Annotated in this window: 24 protein-coding genes and 1 pseudogene; 4 read left to right on the top strand and 21 right to left on the bottom strand. The window is 63.4% G+C overall.

Features of this window, described 5'->3' with window-relative positions; translation table 11 throughout:
- Positions 1-14 precede the first annotated feature (14 nt).
- The 7 genes from ACYVHH_RS15445 to ACYVHH_RS15415 all read right to left on the bottom strand — a co-directional run bounded on the left by ACYVHH_RS15445 (position 15) and on the right by ACYVHH_RS15415 (position 8,004).
- Positions 15-1,430 (bottom strand): HlyD family type I secretion periplasmic adaptor subunit, encoded by a 1,416-nt coding sequence (locus ACYVHH_RS15445; protein WP_460566086.1) that lies wholly within the window; start codon positions 1,428-1,430, stop codon positions 15-17.
- On the bottom strand, positions 1,430-3,595 hold the full coding sequence (locus ACYVHH_RS15440) for a type I secretion system permease/ATPase (RefSeq protein WP_460566085.1): 2,166 nt from the start codon (positions 3,593-3,595) through the stop codon (positions 1,430-1,432). Before ACYVHH_RS15440 ends, ACYVHH_RS15445 begins: the two co-directional genes overlap by 1 nt.
- Positions 3,596-3,718: 123 nt before the next feature.
- A complete protein-coding gene (gene ptsP, locus ACYVHH_RS15435) occupies positions 3,719-5,467 on the bottom strand; it encodes a phosphoenolpyruvate--protein phosphotransferase (RefSeq protein ID WP_460566084.1) in 1,749 nt (582 codons plus the stop codon).
- Positions 5,464-5,733, bottom strand: a complete 270-nt coding sequence (locus tag ACYVHH_RS15430) for an HPr family phosphocarrier protein (protein ID WP_460566083.1) — start codon at positions 5,731-5,733, stop codon at positions 5,464-5,466. Before ACYVHH_RS15430 ends, ptsP begins: the two co-directional genes overlap by 4 nt.
- Positions 5,702-6,148 (bottom strand): PTS sugar transporter subunit IIA, encoded by a 447-nt coding sequence (locus tag ACYVHH_RS15425; protein ID WP_460566082.1) that lies wholly within the window; start codon positions 6,146-6,148, stop codon positions 5,702-5,704. The genes ACYVHH_RS15430 and ACYVHH_RS15425 overlap by 32 nt, the downstream gene beginning before the upstream one ends.
- Positions 6,145-7,392: an MFS transporter gene (locus tag ACYVHH_RS15420; protein WP_460566094.1), complete on the bottom strand. Its 1,248-nt coding sequence runs from the start codon at positions 7,390-7,392 to the stop codon at positions 6,145-6,147. The genes ACYVHH_RS15425 and ACYVHH_RS15420 overlap by 4 nt, the downstream gene beginning before the upstream one ends.
- A 36-nt stretch (positions 7,393-7,428) precedes the next feature.
- The gene (locus ACYVHH_RS15415) at positions 7,429-8,004 is read right to left on the bottom strand and encodes a hypothetical protein (protein ID WP_460566081.1); all 576 of its coding nucleotides are present in this window, start codon (positions 8,002-8,004) and stop codon (positions 7,429-7,431) included.
- A 133-nt stretch (positions 8,005-8,137) separates the two neighbouring features.
- Between ACYVHH_RS15415 and ACYVHH_RS15410 the strand changes: the two genes are divergently transcribed.
- Both ACYVHH_RS15410 and ACYVHH_RS15405 read left to right on the top strand, forming a co-directional pair.
- Positions 8,138-8,572 carry a thioredoxin family protein gene (locus tag ACYVHH_RS15410; protein ID WP_460566080.1) on the top strand — a complete coding sequence of 145 codons (435 nt, stop codon included), beginning with the start codon at positions 8,138-8,140 and terminating at the stop codon, positions 8,570-8,572.
- Positions 8,573-8,644: 72 nt separating this feature from the next.
- Positions 8,645-9,160 carry a TlpA family protein disulfide reductase gene (locus ACYVHH_RS15405; protein ID WP_460566079.1) on the top strand — a complete coding sequence of 172 codons (516 nt, stop codon included), beginning with the start codon at positions 8,645-8,647 and terminating at the stop codon, positions 9,158-9,160.
- Positions 9,161-9,165: 5 nt separating this feature from the next.
- Here the strand turns inward: ACYVHH_RS15405 and ACYVHH_RS15400 are convergent, their stop codons facing one another.
- The gene (locus ACYVHH_RS15400) at positions 9,166-9,615 is read right to left on the bottom strand and encodes a c-type cytochrome (protein ID WP_460566078.1); all 450 of its coding nucleotides are present in this window, start codon (positions 9,613-9,615) and stop codon (positions 9,166-9,168) included.
- A gap of 151 nt (positions 9,616-9,766) precedes the next feature.
- On the opposite strand from ACYVHH_RS15400, the gene ACYVHH_RS15395 reads away from it, so the two are divergent.
- Positions 9,767-10,432 carry a cytochrome b/b6 domain-containing protein gene (locus ACYVHH_RS15395; RefSeq protein ID WP_460566077.1) on the top strand — a complete coding sequence of 222 codons (666 nt, stop codon included), beginning with the start codon at positions 9,767-9,769 and terminating at the stop codon, positions 10,430-10,432.
- Positions 10,433-10,476: 44 nt separating this feature from the next.
- On the top strand, positions 10,477-10,980 hold the full coding sequence (locus ACYVHH_RS15390) for a GNAT family N-acetyltransferase (protein WP_460566093.1): 504 nt from the start codon (positions 10,477-10,479) through the stop codon (positions 10,978-10,980).
- A gap of 27 nt (positions 10,981-11,007) precedes the next feature.
- Here the strand turns inward: ACYVHH_RS15390 and ACYVHH_RS15385 are convergent, their stop codons facing one another.
- The 13 genes and pseudogenes from ACYVHH_RS15385 to ACYVHH_RS15325 all read right to left on the bottom strand — a co-directional run.
- Complete coding sequence (locus ACYVHH_RS15385) at positions 11,008-11,517, bottom strand: redoxin family protein (RefSeq protein WP_460566076.1); 510 nt, start codon at positions 11,515-11,517, stop codon at positions 11,008-11,010.
- Positions 11,518-11,643: 126 nt separating this feature from the next.
- A complete protein-coding gene (gene rpsQ / locus ACYVHH_RS15380; RefSeq protein ID WP_460566075.1) occupies positions 11,644-11,913 on the bottom strand; it encodes a 30S ribosomal protein S17 in 270 nt (89 codons plus the stop codon).
- Between the two features lie 10 nt (positions 11,914-11,923).
- Complete coding sequence (gene rpmC / locus ACYVHH_RS15375; protein ID WP_460566074.1) at positions 11,924-12,121, bottom strand: 50S ribosomal protein L29; 198 nt, start codon at positions 12,119-12,121, stop codon at positions 11,924-11,926.
- 15 nt (positions 12,122-12,136) lie between these two features.
- Positions 12,137-12,553, bottom strand: coding sequence for a 50S ribosomal protein L16 (rplP, locus tag ACYVHH_RS15370; protein ID WP_460566073.1), 417 nt, complete (start codon positions 12,551-12,553; stop codon positions 12,137-12,139).
- Positions 12,554-12,574: 21 nt separating this feature from the next.
- A pseudogene (gene rpsC, locus ACYVHH_RS15365) lies at positions 12,575-13,363 on the bottom strand (30S ribosomal protein S3); the annotation flags it as partial.
- Between the two features lie 16 nt (positions 13,364-13,379).
- A complete protein-coding gene (rplV, locus tag ACYVHH_RS15360; protein ID WP_133599188.1) occupies positions 13,380-13,709 on the bottom strand; it encodes a 50S ribosomal protein L22 in 330 nt (109 codons plus the stop codon).
- A gap of 9 nt (positions 13,710-13,718) precedes the next feature.
- Entirely contained in the window at positions 13,719-13,994 is a 276-nt protein-coding gene (gene rpsS / locus ACYVHH_RS15355) for a 30S ribosomal protein S19 (RefSeq protein WP_460566072.1), read from the bottom strand.
- 12 nt (positions 13,995-14,006) lie between these two features.
- Entirely contained in the window at positions 14,007-14,831 is an 825-nt protein-coding gene (gene rplB / locus ACYVHH_RS15350; RefSeq protein WP_460566071.1) for a 50S ribosomal protein L2, read from the bottom strand.
- 2 nt (positions 14,832-14,833) lie between these two features.
- On the bottom strand, positions 14,834-15,148 hold the full coding sequence (gene rplW / locus ACYVHH_RS15345) for a 50S ribosomal protein L23 (RefSeq protein WP_460566070.1): 315 nt from the start codon (positions 15,146-15,148) through the stop codon (positions 14,834-14,836).
- Entirely contained in the window at positions 15,145-15,765 is a 621-nt protein-coding gene (gene rplD / locus ACYVHH_RS15340) for a 50S ribosomal protein L4 (RefSeq protein WP_460566069.1), read from the bottom strand. Before rplD ends, rplW begins: the two co-directional genes overlap by 4 nt.
- Positions 15,765-16,436: a 50S ribosomal protein L3 gene (gene rplC / locus ACYVHH_RS15335; RefSeq protein WP_460566068.1), complete on the bottom strand. Its 672-nt coding sequence runs from the start codon at positions 16,434-16,436 to the stop codon at positions 15,765-15,767. Before rplC ends, rplD begins: the two co-directional genes overlap by 1 nt.
- 185 nt (positions 16,437-16,621) lie before the next feature.
- A complete protein-coding gene (rpsJ, locus tag ACYVHH_RS15330; RefSeq protein ID WP_058615886.1) occupies positions 16,622-16,933 on the bottom strand; it encodes a 30S ribosomal protein S10 in 312 nt (103 codons plus the stop codon).
- A 14-nt stretch (positions 16,934-16,947) separates the two neighbouring features.
- Positions 16,948-17,051 (bottom strand): EF-Tu C-terminal domain-related protein (locus ACYVHH_RS15325; RefSeq protein WP_460566092.1); only part of this gene is annotated, 104 nt, incomplete at its 5' end.

Raw genomic sequence — 17,051 nt, 5'->3', positions numbered from 1 at the left:
TGACAGTGGTTGGTTCAACGCTCGGACATGGCATTGGCCTTGGCACGCAAGACTGGCTTGAGCAGATAAGCCAGAACGGTCTTCTTTCCGGTCAGGATGTCGACCTGGGCGACCATGCCAGGAATGATCGGCAGCCCCTCTCCAAGGCTGGCCTCGTGGGTGCGCAACCGCACAATGTAGAAGGCGTTGCCCTTTTCGTCCACCACCGAATCAGCGCCGATGTTCTCCACATCGGCCTTCAGGCCGCCGTAGATGGCAAAGTCATAGGCGGTGAACTTGACCATCGCCTGCAGCCCGGGGCGCAGGAAGGCAATGTCCTTGGGCGTGATCTGCGCTTCCAGGATGAGCGCGTCATCCAGGGGCACCACCTCGACCACCTCGCGCCCGGGCTGGACCACACCGCCGACGGTGTTGACGAGCAGACGCTTGACCGTGCCACGCACCGGGGACTTGATGTCCGCCTTGGCCACCTTGTCCTCCAGAGCGCGCCCGCCCTCGGACAGCGCGGACAGCCTGCTCATGGTTTCGGACAGTTCGGCGCTCATCTGGTTGCGGGCAGACAGCTGCACTTCGTCGATGCGGCGCTGCGCTTCGGCAATCGCTGCCTGGACGCGGGAAATCTGCGCCGTGGCCTGGTCGCGGTCGCCACGCAGGCGGGCGACCTGCTGGTCAAGCCGCAGCACCTCTACCTCGGAAACGGCGCCCGTCGCCACCATCGGGCGGGTGGCAGACAGCTCCCGCTGCACCAGTTCCAGGCCGCGCTCGGCCGATTCCTTGCGGGCGCGGGCCTCGTTGAGTTCTTGCTGCCGCTGACTCAGCTGGCTCTGGGTGATGGAAATCTGCGCACTGATTTCGGCGCGGCGAGACTCGTACAGACTGCGCTCCTGGGCCACGATGTCGGGCGCGTCCTTGAGCAAATCCGCCGCCGGGCTGAAGGGCCTGCCCTGGGTGAGCGCCTGCAGCCTCTCTGCCTTGGCCCGCAGCGCCAGCTGACTGGCACGGCTCTCGCCGAGCGTGGACGCGAAGCGCGTCGGGTCCACCCGCAGCAGCAGCTGCCCGGCGTCAACCACCTGCCCCTCGCGGACCATGATCTCCTCGACCACGCCACCATCGACACTCTGGATGATCTGGACCTGGCTGGTGGGAACGACCTTGGCTTCGCCCCGTGTCACCTCATCCACCTCGGCGAACGCTGCCCAGATGACCAACAGCACCAGCACCACCGCCGCGATGCGCAACAGTCCGCGGGCACGCAGCGGCTCCTGCTGCAGTTGGGCCCAGTCGGCGTCAGCTGCCCAGTCCAGCGTCTCGCGGTCATCGGCATGCCCCAGCTTCTTGACGATGCGGCCGAACAGTCTTTCGCCGACCTTCGTGGCACCGCGCGTGGCCCGGCCAATCCGTTCGAAATCTTTTTCGTTGAGTTCCGACATCACGCAGCCTTTCCGATGCGTCCCTGGCGCAGTGCCTGCACCACCTGGTCCTTGGGACCATCTGCAACGATGCGCCCGGCGTCCATGACGATGATGCGGTCCACCAGGTCCAGCAAGGAGGTTCTGTGACTGATGAGGATCACGGTCTTGCCCGGCATGTATTCACGCAAGCGCTTCTTGATTTCTTCCTCGCTGGAGTGGTCCATGGAGGCGGTGGGCTCGTCGAGCAGGAGTATGGACGGGTCATGGATGACAGCCCGAGCGATCGCCACCCCTTGACGCTGGCCACCAGACAGGGACTCACCCCTTTCGCCCACGACCATGTCGAAGCCCTGCGGATGCGCATTCACGAGGTCCAGGATGCCCGCGATGCTGGCGGCCCGCAGGACATCGGCGTCATCAGCCTGGGGGGCCCCCAGGGTGATGTTTTCCCGCAGCGTGCCGTAGAAGAGCATCACGTCTTGCTGGACATAACCGATGTGCCGGCGCAATTCGGCCGGGTCCAGCTGCCGCTGGTCGATGCCGTCGACCAGCACCGCACCGCCAGTTGGCCGGTACAGACCCAGGATGAGCTTTTCCAGCGTGGTCTTGCCTGAGCCGATGCGCCCGAGGATGGCGACCTTTTCACCCGGCCGTATCTTGAAGCTGACGTTGCGCAAGGAGGCGTTGGTCTGCCCGGGATAGGAGAAGCTGACCTCACGGAATTCGATGGCGCCCTGTATGCTGCCTCGCGAGATGAAGTTCGCATCCTCCGGCCGTTCGACCTCGCGCTTCATCATCTCGTTGAGCGATGTCAGCGCGGTGGACGCGGTGTGGTACTGCACCAGCAGCCCGGCCACCTGCCCCACCGGCGCCATGGCGCGGGAAGCCAGCATCGTGCAGGCGATGAGTCCACCCATCGACAGCGCCCGTTCCCCGATGAGGTACACACCGAGGATGACGATGCACATGTTGATCGTCTGCTGCATGAACGCCGACGAGTTGGTGGCACTGGTGGAAAGCAGCCTCAACTGGGCGCCCACGCGCGCCAGCAGCGCAGCGCTCTTTTCCCATTTGCGCTGGATGGGGGCTTCTGCGCCCAGCGCCTTGACCGTCTCGAAACCCACCAGGCCTTCCACCAGGGTGGCATTGCGCTGCGCGCCTGCCCGGTAGGTGGTCTCGGCCAGTTCATGCATCCGCCCCTGCACGGCCAGAGCGTAAAGCAGCAGCAGAATGGCGCCAATCGCCAGCGGGAACAGCATGGGCCAGGCAATCCAGCCGATCACCACGAAGAAGATCAGGGCGAACGGCAGGTCGATGAAGGCCACAACGGTCGCCGAGCCAATGAAGTCGCGCACTGACTCGAAGGCACGCAGGTTGGCTGCGAACGACCCTGCGGACACCGGCCTTTGCTCCATGCGGGTGCCCAGCACGCGCTCCATGATGTAGGCCGACAGCTTCACGTCGGCCCGGCTGCTGGCCAGGTCGACGAACTTGCCCCGGAGGGTGCGAAGGACGAGGTCACCGATCAGGATCAGGAGCAAGCCCAGCGCCAGCACCCAGAGTGTGTCGAACGCCTGGTTGGGCACCACGCGGTCATACACGTTCATGACGAAAAGCGGCATGGCCACGGCAAACAGGTTCGTCAGGAACGCCGCCAGCAGCACGTCCCTGTAGAGCTTGCCGTTCTCTGCGATCACGCCCCAGAACCAGTGCCCGCGCCGCGTTTCGTTGACCACGGGGCTGCGCGCGTCGAAGCGCAGCCGGGGCCTGGCGTAAATGGCATGCCCGGCGTACTTGGCCTCCATCTCGGCAAGGCCAACCTGCACGGGCGCCTCCCCCAGCTCGGGGTACACGACCGTCAGGGTCTGCCCGTCAGCTGTGCGGTCGAGCAGCACACAGGCACGCTCGTTCTGAAGCAGGAGTATGGCGGGGAGCAGTTCACGCTTGAGGTTGACGATGGACTCACGGACCACCTTGCTGCTGAGGCCTGCACGGTGAGCGGCACGCTCGAACAGCGAAGGCGTGAGGCGTCCGTTTTCCAACGGCAAGCCCGCCAAAGCCCCGTCACGGGTGATGGCCTCGCCGTGACTGCGCGCCAATATCAGCAGGCAATCCAGCAATTCGTCATGTTGCTGCGGCGCAGCAACTCTCTGAGCCTCCGTCGGCTCCGTGGTTGTGGGCATGAAACTCTCCGCCATCGGCCGCCGGGCGCCTACCCACCGGTCTGGCACGTTGCATCACCCCACGCGGCTCACGAATTTGAAAATTAGTGTAACAGGAGCCGGGGCCGGAAAGAGCCCGGAGTATCAATCCGCCATGAGCGAAGCTGGATCATCACTTTGCACAACTTCCTGTGCCCAGGCCCGCAGCTTGCGGGTGTCGGCGCGCAGGATCTGCTGCTTGACCGCCAGCACCTGAGAGGGGTGCATGGAAAAGGAGCGCAGGCCCAGGCCCAGCAGCAGCCGGGTCATCGTCACGTCGCCCGCCATCTCGCCGCACACACTCACGCCCTTGCCCTGCGCACGGCACTCCGCAATGGTGTTTGCCACCAGCTGCAGCACGGCCGGGTGCAGGGGGTCGTACAAATGGGCGACGGTCTCGTCCACACGGTCGATGGCCAGCGTGTACTGGATCAGGTCGTTGGTGCCGATGGACAGGAAATCAAAGTGCTTCAGGAACATGCGCACGGCAAGGGCAGCCGCTGGCACCTCGATCATCGCCCCCAGCCTGACCCTGCCGTAAACGGCAGCACGGGCATCCAGCTGTTCCTTCGCCCGCCCCAGCAAGGCCTTGACCTGCAATATCTCGCTGGAATGCGCCAGCATGGGGATCAGCAGGTTGATCTTGCCGTGCGCCGCAGCGCGCAACACGGCGCGCAGCTGCGTGAGGAACATGGCCGGCTCCGACAGGCTCCAGCGGATGGCACGCAAGCCCAGCGCCGGGTTGAGGTGGTCGTCGCGGCTGGAGCGGTCCAGCGGCTTGTCGGCACCGACATCCACCGTGCGTATGGTCACCGGCAGACCGTGCATGCCCTCCACAGCGCGGCGGTAGGCCTCGTACTGCTCCTCCTCGTCGGGCAGCTTGCCGTCGCGCCCCATGAACAGGAACTCCGTGCGGAACAGCCCAACCCCCACGGCCCCAACCGACAAGGCAGGCGTGCTGTCCTCGGGCTGCTCGATGTTGGCCAGCAACTCCACCCGCTCGCCATCGAGCGTGACGGCCGGGGTGTTCTTGATGCGGGAAAGGCGTTCGCGCTCAACCTCGCCCTGGCGCTGCTTGAAGCCGTACTCGGCCAGCAAGATAGGCGACGGGTTGACAATGACCACACCGGTGTCACCATCGATGATCACCCAGTCGTCCTGTTGAACGAGGTGGCTGGCGGTGCGCGCACCCACCACGGCAGGTATGTCCATGCTGCGCGCGACGATGGCGGTGTGCGACGTCTTGCCGCCGACATCGGTGACGAAGCCCGCGAAAACGCTCTGCTTGAACTGGAGCATGTCGGCTGGCGACAGATCGTGGGCGACCAGCACCAGCGGATCGTCGCGCGTCTCACTGGCATGGCCATCATCGGCCACGGCAGGCTTGCCCACAGGCGACGCCACGCCACGCATGTGCCGCAGCATACGCTCGACCACCTGCTCCAGATCGGCCTTGCGCTCGCGCAGGTAGGGGTCCTCCATCTCGTCAAACTGCTTGGCCAGCTGTTCCAGCTGCGACGTCAGGGCCCACTCTGCGTTGTAGCGCCGCTCCTGCACCCAGTGCTTGACCCCATCCTGCAACTGCGTGTCCTGCAGCAGCATCAGGTGAACATCCAGCAGCGCGGTGAGTTCGTGGTGCGCACCTTTTTCGGCACTCTCCAGCAGGGTCTGCTGCACGCGCGTGATTTCGGCCACCACCGCATCGCGGGCATCACGCAGGCGGCGCAGCTCGCCATGCACCTGCTCATCCCCGATGAAGTAGTGCGCCACGTCCATGCGGCTGGACGCCACCAGCACCGCACGCCCGATGGCGATGCCCCTGGAAACCGCCTGACCATGGACTGAGAATGTCACTCGCCTTCTCCAAACTTGTCGTTGATCAACGCCAGCAGCGCCTCCATCGCCTGCTGCTCGTCCGAGCCGTCGGTCTCGATGTCCACTTCCGAGCCCTGGCCTGCGGCCAGCATCATGACGCCCATGATGCTCTTGGCATTGATGCGACGGCCGTTGCGGGCCATCCACACATCGCTGGAAAAACTGCCCGCCAGCTTGGTCAACTTGGCCGATGCGCGGGCATGCAAGCCCAGCTTATTGCTGATGGTCGCGGTGGTTCTGATCATGGGTACTTCTGCGTTGCTGATTCTGGGGTGCCGTCACCGACACCGGTATGACCCCCTGTGTGCCGCCCAGCATGGCACGCGAAACCAGTGCTTCCAGCGACTCGTGCCGGTACGAAACGGCGCGCAGCAGCATTGGCAGGTTCACGCCCGTCACCAGGCGGGAGTGGATGCCGTCTATCAGCTTGCTGGCAACGTTGCAGGGGGTGGCACCAAAAATGTCTGCCAGCACCAGGGTGTGCGGCGTGCCCAGCTGGGCCAGCTGCCTGCGGGCCTGCTCCAGCGTTTCCTCGGGAGGCTGCTGGGCGGGCACGTCAAGCGCCGCCACGCTGGCCGCAGCGTCGGGGAAAACGTGCAGCACACACTGGCGCAGTGCCGAAGCCAGCGGCGCGTGGGCGATGACAAGTATGCCGTTCATGAGGGGCGATTATGGGCCTTCACAGACAGGAAGTAGCCATAAGAGGCCAGGCAGGCCAGCAGGAAAAACGCCATCGCTCCACGGAACGCCGCAGGCTCGTCAAAGCCATATGCCTTGAACCCGTCCACCAGCAGACCGATGGTCCATTGCGTGGTGAACACCCCGGCGAATATCACCAGGTTGTAGGCCGACAGCGCCCGTCCAGCCATGTGGGCCGGGAAAGCCATGGCCACCGCAGGCTGGCACAGTGAGACGAAGGTTGATGTCACGCAGAAGGCCGCCCAATGCATCCAGCCCGTGTCAGCCCCCGCCAGCACGTTCCAGCCCAGGACGGCGAAACTGAGCGGCAGCCCCCATGCGATCAGGCTTTCGACACGCACGCCGCGGCTGGACAGCGCAGGCGTGATCACACCCCAGAGCCAGAAGGTGCAGAGCATGGCCACGTTGACACCGAAAAGGCCAGAAGCTGCCGCGTCCGGGGAATAGCCGCTCACCTTCACCAGCCACGGCCCCGCCCACAGGGTTTGAATGGCAACCATGCCGCCGTAGTTGAAGAACCCGACCAGGCTCATCTTGCGAAAGTAGGGGTGCCGCCATATGCGCCCATAGCCCTCGTCGCCTTCTGCCACCGCCCCTTTGGGGGCCGCGTCCAGCGGCCACGCAGGCGAGCGCCATGCGATCAACAGCATGGAAAGGACCAAGGCCCCGGCCAGCAACCAGAAAAGGCCGCGCCACCCCACCCAGGGCATGAGCCACTGGACAGGCAGGGTGGATGCCACCATGCCCAGCGATCCCGTCATGAGCATCCAGGCGTTGGCACGCAGTTGCAAGGACGGCGGCAGCCACCGCCTGTAGCCGGTCAGCGGTGCCATCAGGCAGGCGCTGACGCCAGCCCCGGTAAGTACGCGCGCGGCAAGCAGGCCGTAAAAGCTGGACGCCCAGGCAAAGGCGACACACCCCAGAACGGCAACGCTCAGGAACACGAGGATGACGCGCTTGGGGCCATGCCGGTCGAGCAGCTTGCCCAGCGGCAGTTGCAGGGCCGCGAAGCCCAGGAAGTAGCCCCCGGCAAGCAAGCCCAGATCGCTGGCCTGCAGGCTCAGCTCCTGGCTCAATACCGGGGCAAGGGTGGCAGTGACAGCCCGCACCAGCGCAGACAGAAAGTACGCCGTGGCGAACGCCAGGAACACCAGTACCGCCTGACTGAGGACCAGTTCCTGGCTTGGCGGACGGCCTGGTGCCATGGTGGAGAAAGAAGGCATGCAGCTGACCCAATAGGTTCACTCGAACCCGAGTGCATCGAAGAAAGTTCCTGGCACGGCGGCAGGCACAGCCCGGCCATATATGGCCGCCTGAAGCATCCACCCGTGCCGGACGGCCCAGCGGATTTGCGCGGTCAACGGCTCTCCCTGGTGATTCAAACCCGGGCCGCTCCAACACTCGGCAGTGGAGGCGCCCGCCACTTGACACGGCGTGGCGGCCCACCCTTGTGGCGCGCCACCTTCCGCTGGAACAGCCTGCCTGAGGCTGCTCCAGCTCGCCTGACGCCATTGCCGCAACGCCTGTGAAGCGGCATCTTCAGCAAGCGCGTCTGGCAGCCTGACCACGGCGAGAACAAAGGTGTTGCCACCGGCATCACAGCTCATCATCTGCAGGTGGGAGGGTGGCACACCCGGCCCAAACAAAGGCACGTCGCGCTCCGCGCGTTCAGGCTTGCAGGGCATCAAGGCCCTCAACGGCGCACCCTCGTGGCGGACGTCCCGCCAGTTGTAGGCGGGGCTGCAAGCAATGGTCAGCGCGCCTGCCGCGCTCAGCAGCAGGCAGGCGCCAAGTCTCCTGGTTATTCTGGTCGGCATTCGTCTAAAGCGCTGCACCCTGACGCCAGCGCGCGCACAATACGGATTTGGGATCTCTGGATATTAGCCGCATTCGCGAACGCCATTTGCCGGAGACCCTGGCGCTATCGCCAGACCCGAACCCAAGACCGAGATGAGCAACAGCAACCCCGATGGCCTGCCGGAAATTCTGCCTGTCCCCGCATCCCTGATGGCTGCCAGCCAGGCCGCCCGGCGCAAAGGCGAGCCGCTGATCGTCATGGTCACGCTCAAAGGCTGTGCGTACTGCGATATCGTGCGCAACAACTATCTCGGGCCGATGCACCAGCGGGGAGACATCTACGCGGTGCAGCTCAACATGCTTGACCGCAAGACGGCGCTGCAGGACATGCAGGGGCAGACGACCACCCCTTACGAACAGGCCCGAGCCTGGAAGGCGCGCATTGCCCCCACTGTCCTCTTCCTGGACCAGCAGGGCCGTGAAGTGGCAGAAAGGCTGGAAGGCATGAACCTCGCGGACTTCTACGGCGCCTACCTCCAGGAGCGCATCGACACCGCCCGCAAGGCCGTGCGCGCCCGCGCAGGCTGACAAACCCGACTGAACTTTTTCGCCTCGGCTGCCTCTGCCTCTCAAGCCCCCATGCTTTCCTCATCATTTGCCATGTTCACTGCTGCACGACCAACCCGCCGCCGTTACCTGCACACCATCGCCGCGGTGCTGGCCAGTGCGTTCCTGCTCAGCGGCTGCGGCCAACAGAACGACGCCCCTCAGTCGCACTTTGTTCTGCTCGACGGCAGCAGCATGACCACCAGCGACCTGAAGGGCAAGGTGACGCTGGTCAATTTCTGGGCCACCACTTGCGTTTCCTGCGTGAAGGAGATGCCCAGCCTGGTCGAAACCTACAACAAATACCACGGGCAGGGCTTTGAAACCGTGGCTGTGGCCATGAGCTACGACCCGCCCAACTGGGTCAGCAATTTCGCCAACAGCCGGCAGCTGCCCTTCAAGGTGGCACTGGACAACACGGGCGAGATCGCGCGCGACTGGGGCGACGTCAAGCTCACGCCCACCACTTACATCGTGGACAAGCGTGGCCAGGTGGTGAAGCGCTATGTTGGCGAACCCGACTTCGCCGCCCTGCACCAGCTGATTGAAAAACTGCTGGCACAGGGCTGAGCGGCTTACTGGCGATACGCGTCGTGGCAGGCCTTGCAGCTTGCGGCGGCATCGCCGAACGATTTCTTGACCGCGTCCAGGCTGCCCGTGCGTGCGGCGGCGTCCAGCGCGGCCACGGACGTCATCATTCGGGTGGAAGCCGCCTTGAACTTGTCAGGCTCCATCCAAATCTCCTGACGGGCCTTGCTGCCACGCACATCTTCCATCTCGGGGCCGAACGTGGCCCACGGCAGCTTGCTCAAGGTCACGACCACGGCAGCGTTTTCCTGAACGGCCTTGGCGTCGAACGGCACCCGGCCATTTGCCATGGCGCCGATTCGTGCGAAATGCTGCCCCATGACAAACAGCGAACTCTGGCGGTACTTCAAGGCATCTTCAGGCTTCTGGAATTGGGCATGAGCCAGTCCCGTCGTGGATACCAGACCAGCTAACAGCAATGCATGGCGAATCTTCATGGTGACCTTTCCTCGTGTTGAACAGGGGGAGACGTCGCACCGCGGTGGGTGTGCACCCGGCAAAGTGTATGCTTTTATCATTGTTACCCCGCCAGCGGGGAAACCTGAGCATTCACATGCGGTCTGATCCTGACACACAGAAAGGGTTCACATGTATCGAGTTCGAGTTTGGGACCTGCCCACCCGCCTCTTCCACTGGTGCCTGGTCCTCTCCATCCTGGGGCTGGTCATCACCGGCAATCTGGGCGGCAACTGGATGAACTGGCACCTGAGGCTGGGGTACACCGTCTTCACTCTGCTGCTGTTTCGCGTGACCTGGGGTTTTGTGGGCGGTTACTGGTCCCGGTTTTCCCGGTTCATCTATGGGCCGACGACTGTGCTTCGCTATGTCAAAGGGCAAGGCGACCCGGCGCACGGCGTTGGCCACTCCCCTCTGGGCGCCCTATCGGTTTTCGCCATGCTGGCCGTTCTCGCCGCCCAGGTCGGCACGGGCCTGTTCAGCGACGACGACATCGCCTTTTTCGGGCCGCTCGTGAGCCTCGTGTCAGGCGACACGGTCTCGGCGGCCACCTGGTACCACACGAAGGTCGGCAAGCTGCTGGTGGTCGCGCTGGTGGCGCTCCACGTGTTGGCGCTGCTGTACTACAAACTGGTCAGGCGGCAGGCACTCGTGGCGGCGATGGTCCACGGCGACAAGGAACTTGCACAGGCCCATGCCGCATCGGCTGACGGCTGGCGCCAACGTGCCCTGGCCGCCCTGGTTCTGCTCGGTTGCGCAGGGTTCGTTCGATGGGTGATCGGCCTTGGCGGCGTTTGATGCCGTATAGTGCAAGCATGGTGGAAAGCCCTGAAAACCAGGCCATGGCCGACGACGACGTTCCGCAACCCCGCATCACCATCAGCACCGCTACCGATGCCGACAGCGTGGCTGTTGTGCGTGAGCTGTTCTTGGAGTACCAGGACGACATAGGGATCGACCTGTGCTTCCAGGGCTTTGATCAGGAGCTGGCCGGGCTTCCTGGAGACTACAGCCACCCGATGGGCGGCTTGCTGGTGGCACACGTCGACGGTGTTCCCGCCGGGTGTTGCGCCTTCCGGCCCTTGCTCGACAGTGATTACCCGAACGCCTGTGAAATGAAGCGCCTGTTCGTGCGGCGCGCCTTCCGCGGCTTCGGGCTGGGGCGCCTTCTTGTCGATCAGATTCTGATGCAGGCGCGCCAAGCAGGGTACGACAGCATGCTGCTCGACACCTTGAGCGACATGGAGGCGGCACGGGCCCTGTACCAGGAGGTTGGCTTCGAGGAAATCGCCCCGTACTACCACAACCCCCTGCCGGGCGCGCATTACCTCAAGGTCGCCCTGTAACGGGGCCGGGTGCCGCCCCGTCGCCGCTCAGACGGTGGCAGCCTGTGCCAGCAGCGTGGCTGCGTCGCTCACTTCGAATTTGCCCGGCGCCTCAACATTCAGCGTCTTCACCACGCCATCTTTCACCAGCATGGAGTAACGGTTGCTGCGCAACCCCATGCCGCGCGCGGTCAGGTCCAGGGTCAAGCCGGTGGCCTTGGCGAAGTCGGCGCTGCCATCACCCAGCATGCGGACCTTGCCGTCGGTCTTCTGGTCACGGGCCCAAGCCCCCATCACAAATGCGTCGTTGACGCTGACACACCAGATCTCGTCCACACCCGCCGCCCTGAAGGCAGCGAACTGCTCCACGTAACCCGGCACATGCTTGGCCGAGCAAGTGGGTGTGAAGGCGCCCGGCAAGGCAAACAACGCAATGGTCTTGCCAGCGGCAGCTTTCGCCACATCGACGGGGTTCGGGCCGATGCTGCACCCGTTGCCTTCCACCTCGCTGTACTCCATCAACGTCACGGCGGGCAGTTTGTCACCGACTTTGATCATCTCATTGCTCCAGTTTGTGGCCCTGCGGACCGGATGAGCCCGGCACGCGAGGCGCGCACGGACGAAAAAAAACGACCGAATTTTCGGTCGTTTTTCTCGCTCCTGCCGGTCGACGGCAGAACAGGCTTACACCAGTGCGGCCTTTTGGACCAGACGGGTGGCAACCCAGTTCTTCGTCTTCGACAGAGGACGGCTCTCGGTGATCTCGATGATGTCACCCAGCTTGTACTCACCGTTCTCGTCGTGAGCGTGGTACTTGCTCGACTTGATCACGATCTTGTCGTAGAGCTCGTGCTTCACACGACGCTCGACCAGCACCGTGACGGTCTTGGCGCGCTTGTCGCTGACGACTTTACCAATCAGGGTGCGCTTGAGGGATTTTTGAGCTTCACTCATGGTTCACTCCTTATTGGCCGGCGGCTTGCTTTTGTGCCAGGATGGTCTTGGCACGGGCAATGGCGCGACGGGTTTGACGCAGCGTGGCGGTGTTGTTCAACTGTTGCGTGGCTTTTTGCATGCGCAGGTTGAAGTGAGCCTTTTGCAGGGCTTTCACCTCGGCTTGCAGGCCGGCAACGTCTTTTTGGCGCAGTTCAGCAGCTTTCATCTCATGTTCTCCTGATTACTGGCCCAACAGACGGGTCACGAAGGTCGTGCGCAGCGGCAGCTTGGCGGCAGCGAGCTGGAAGGCTTCACGAGCGAGTTGCTCGGGAACACCCACGATCTCGTACAGCACCTTGCCGGGCTGGATTTCGGCGACGTAGTACTCGATACCACCCTTACCGTTACCCATACGGACTTCGGCAGGTTTCTTGGAAATCGGCTTGTCCGGGAACACCCGGATCCAGATACGGCCACCGCGCTTCACGTGGCGGGAAATCGCGCGACGTGCAGCTTCGATTTGACGAGCCGTCAGACGACCACGGTCCGTGGACTTCAGGCCGAAATCGCCAAAGGCCACGGTGTTGCCGGTGGTGGCAACACCCGTGTTGCGGCCTTTTTGCTCTTTACGGTATTTACGGCGAGCAGGTTGCAACATGTTCAGTTCTCCTTAGGCCTGCGGCTTGTCGCTGCCATCGGCCGGGGCGGCATTGGTGGTGGCACCACGGCGGGGACCGCCACGACCCGGACGGTCGTTGCGGGCGCCATCACGGCGCGGACCGCGGGGGCGGCGCTCTTCCTCGGGACGCGGGGTGCTGTCCAGGGAAGGAGCATCGGCACGACCCAGGTTGTCACCCTTGTAGACCCACACCTTGACGCCGATGACGCCGTAGGTGGTGTTGGCCACGGAAGTGCCGTAGTCGATGTCGGCGCGCAGGGTGTGCAGGGGCACACGGCCTTCACGGTACCACTCGGTACGGGCAATTTCGATGCCGTTCAGACGCCCGGAGGACATGATCTTGATGCCCTGTGCGCCCAGACGCATTGCGTTCTGCATCGCGCGCTTCATGGCGCGGCGGAACATGATGCGCTTTTCCAGCTGCTGGGTGATCGAGTCGGCGATCAGCTTGGCATCGACTTCAGGCTTGCGCACTTCCTCGATGTTGACGGCCACCGGCACGCCCAGTTGAGCAGCCAGGTCCTTCTTCAGCTTCTCGATGTCCTCGCCCTTCTTGCCGATCACCACGCCCGGACGAGCCGAGTAAATGGTGATGCGGGCGTTCTTGGCGGGGCGCTCGATGATGACGCGAGCAACAGCCGCGTTCTTCAGCTTGGCCTTCAGGTACTCGCGCACCTTGATGTCTTCGGCCAGCATGCCGGCGAAGTCACGGTTGCTGGCGTACCAGCGGCTGGCCCAGTTGCGGCTCACCGCCAGGCGGAAGCCGGTAGGATGGATTTTCTGTCCCATAGTCTTCCTTTTGGCCTCAGTTGCCCACGGTCACATAGATGTGACAGGTGGGTTTGCTGATACGGTTGCCGCGGCCCTTGGCGCGAGCGGTGAAACGCTTGAGCGTGGTGCCCTGCTCGACGTAGATGGTCTTGACCTTCAGTTCGTCGATGTCGGCGCCGTCGTTGTGTTCAGCGTTGGCGATGGCGGACTCCAGAGCCTTCTTGACGATGCCCGCAGCTTTTTTCTGCGTGAACGTCAGGATGTTCAGAGCCTGGTCCACCTTCTTGCCGCGAATCAGGTCCGCCACCAGACGGCCTTTGTCGACCGACAGGCGAACGCCGCGAACAATTGCGCGTGTTTCCATGGTGTGTCCTTACTTCTTGGCTTTCTTGTCGCCGGGGTGGCCCTTGAACGTGCGCGTCAGCGAGAACTCGCCAAGCTTGTGGCCGACCATCTGGTCGGTCACGTACACGGGCACGTGCTGCTTGCCGTTGTGCACGGCGATGGTCAAGCCGATGAACTCGGGCAGGATCATGGAGCGGCGAGACCAGGTCTTGACCGGCTTCTTGTCCTTGGTAGCCACAGCCTTTTCGACCTTGGCCATCAGGTGATGGTCAACGAAGGGACCTTTTTTGAGAGAACGAGTCATTTCGTCAACCCCTTACTTCTTGCGACGCGACACGATCATGTTCTGCGTGCGGCGGTTGTTGCGGGTACGGTAACCCTTGGTCAGGTTGCCCCACGGATCCACCGGCGGCATACCCGTGCCGGTACGACCCTCACCACCACCGTGCGGGTGATCGATCGGGTTCATCGCCACACCGCGGACGGTCGGGCGGATACCCATGTGACGCTTCACACCGGCCTTGCCCAGCTGGCGCAGGCTGTGTTCCTGGTTGGACACTTCACCGATGGTGGCGCGGCAGTCCACGTGGACCTTGCGCACTTCGCCGGAGCGCATGCGAACCTGGGCGTAGATGCCTTCGCGGGCCAGCAGCACGGCGGAAGCACCAGCGGAACGTGCAATTTGCGCGCCCTTGCCGATCTGCAGCTCGATGCAGTGGATGGTCGAACCCACCGGGATGTTGCGGATGGGCAGGGTGTTGCCCACGCGGATCGGCGACTCGGCGCCGCTCAGCAGCGTTGCACCGACTTCAACGCCACGCGGGGCGATGATGTAGCGGCGCTCGCCGTCGGCGTAGCACAGCAGCGCGATGTGCGCGGTGCGGTTCGGGTCGTATTCCAGGCGCTCGACCTTGGCGGGGATACCGTCCTTGTCGCGGCGGAAATCGATCACGCGGTAGTGGTGCTTGGCACCGCCGCCCTTGTGGCGGACGGTGATGTGACCGTTGTTGTTGCGGCCGGCCTTCTGGAACTTGGATTCCAGCAGGGGCGCGTAGCCCGAACCCTTGTGCAGGGTTTCACGGGTGACTTTCACCATGCCACGACGGCCAGGTGAAGTCGGCTTCATCTTGATGACTGCCATGATTAGACTGCCTCCCCGCCGAAGCTCAGTTCCTGACCGGGCATCAGCGTCACGTAGGCCTTGCGGACGTGATCGCGACGGCCCACGGTCTTACCGAAGCGCTTGGTCTTGCCCTTCTGGTTCAACACGTTGACGGCCTGGACCTTGACGTTGAACAGCAATTCGACAGCGGCCTTGATCTCGGGCTTGCTGGCGTCTTGCAACACTTTGAACAGCACGGCGTTGGACTTCTCGGCTGCCATGGTGGCCTTTTCGGACACGATGGGAGCAACCAACACCTGCATCAGGCGACCTTCGTCAAACTGGACGTTGCTCATGCGAACATCTCCTTGAGTTTGTCGATGGCACCCTTGGTGACGATCACTTTCTTGTAGTGAACCAGCGACAGCGGATCGGCGTAGCGCGGCTCCAGCACCAGCACGTGGGGCAGGTTGCGCGAGGCCAGGTACAGGTTCTCGTCGATCTCGTCGGCGATGACCAGCACGGACTTCAGGTTCATGGCCTTGAACTTGTCGGCCAGGAGCTTGGTCTTGGGTGCATCCACCTTGATGGAGTCCACCACGGCCAGGCGGCCTTCACGCACCAGCTGGGAGAAGATGGAGGCCATGCCGGCGCGGTACATCTTCTTGTTCAGCTTCTGGCTGAAGTTCTCTTCCGGGCTGTTCGGGAACACGCGGCCACCCCCACGCCACAGCGGGGAGGAAGTCATACCAGCACGTGCGTTGCCGGTGCCCTTCTGGCGGAACGGCTTCTTGGTGCTGTGCTTGACCTGCTCACGGTCCTTCTGGGCACGGGTGCCCTGGCGTGCGTTGGCCTGGTAAGCCACCACCAACTGGTGGATCAGCGCTTCGTTGTAGTCACGACCAAACACGGTCTCGGGCACTTCCACGGTGGAAGCGGCCTGCCCCTGGTCGTTCAGGAGTTCAACTTGCATCAGTTAGCTCCTTTGCTGGCGGCCTTGATGGCGGGACGCACGGTGACGAAGCCACCCTTGGAACCCGGCACAGCGCCTTTGATCAACAGCAGTTGACGAGCTTCGTCAACACGCACCACGTCCAGGTTCTGGGTGGTCACGGTCTCGTCGCCCATGTGGCCGGTCATCTTCTTGCCCGGGAACACGCGGCCCGGATCCTGCGCCATGGAGATGGAGCCAGGAACGTTGTGCGAACGGCTGTTACCGTGGGACGCACGCTGGGACGCGAAGTTGTGGCGCTTGATGGTGCCCGCGAAGCCCTTACCGATGGAGGTGCCTTGCACATCCACCTTCTGGCCAGCCTGGAACAGCTCGGCCACGGGCAGCACAGCACCAGCGGCGTACTTGCCAGCCAGTTCAGCGCTCACGCGGAATTCTTGAAGGATTTCACCGGCTTCGACACCGGCTTTGGCCAGGTGACCGGCTTCGGCCTTGGTCACGCGGGAAGCGCGACGCTTGCCAAACGCCACTTGCAGGGCGTCGTAGCCATCGTTGGCCTGGGTTTTGACTTGTGCCACACGGTTGTTGGACACGTCCACCACCGTCACGGGCACTGCGTCCCCGTCTTCGGTGAAGAGGCGCATCATGCCCACCTTGCGGCCCAACAACCCGAGAGAGTTGCTCAGACTCATTGTTTTCTCCGTTCCCGACTTCAATTGGCCGGGGCTGATTGGTTCCAAGCCCGGACTGCCTGCGCAGGCCGGACCATGGCGAAAAACAGCACCGAAGTGCTGCAAAGTCCGCGATTCTACTCCGCGAACAAAAACTGCGCAAGTCCGCGGCGCTTGATGCGCCACGGACCTGTCGCATCACCGCATCACTGCAGCTTGATTTCGACGTCCACGCCAGCCGGCAGGTCCAGCTTCATCAGGGCGTCAACCGTCTTGTCGGTGGGGTCGACGATGTCCATCAGGCGCTGGTGGGTGCGGATCTCGAACTGGTCGCGGCTGGTCTTGTTGACGTGCGGCGAACGCAGGATGTCGAAACGCTTCATGCGGGTCGGCAGGGGCACGGGGCCCTTGACGATTGCACCGGTGCGCTTGGCGGTGTCAACGATCTCGGCAGCGGAAGCGTCGATCAGTTTGTAATCGAACGCCTTCAGGCGGATGCGGATCTTCTGCTTGTTCATGATGCGCGTCCTTATCAGTCGATGATCTTGGCAACCACGCCGGCGCCGACGGTACGGCCGCCTTCGCGGATAGCGAAGCGCAGACCTTCTTCCATGGCGATCGGAGCGATCAGCTTGA

It is taken from the genome of Hydrogenophaga aquatica, assembly GCF_054780915.1.
The sequence above is the reverse complement of the archived record's forward strand: the minus strand, read 5'-3'. Positions and strand labels throughout refer to the sequence as shown.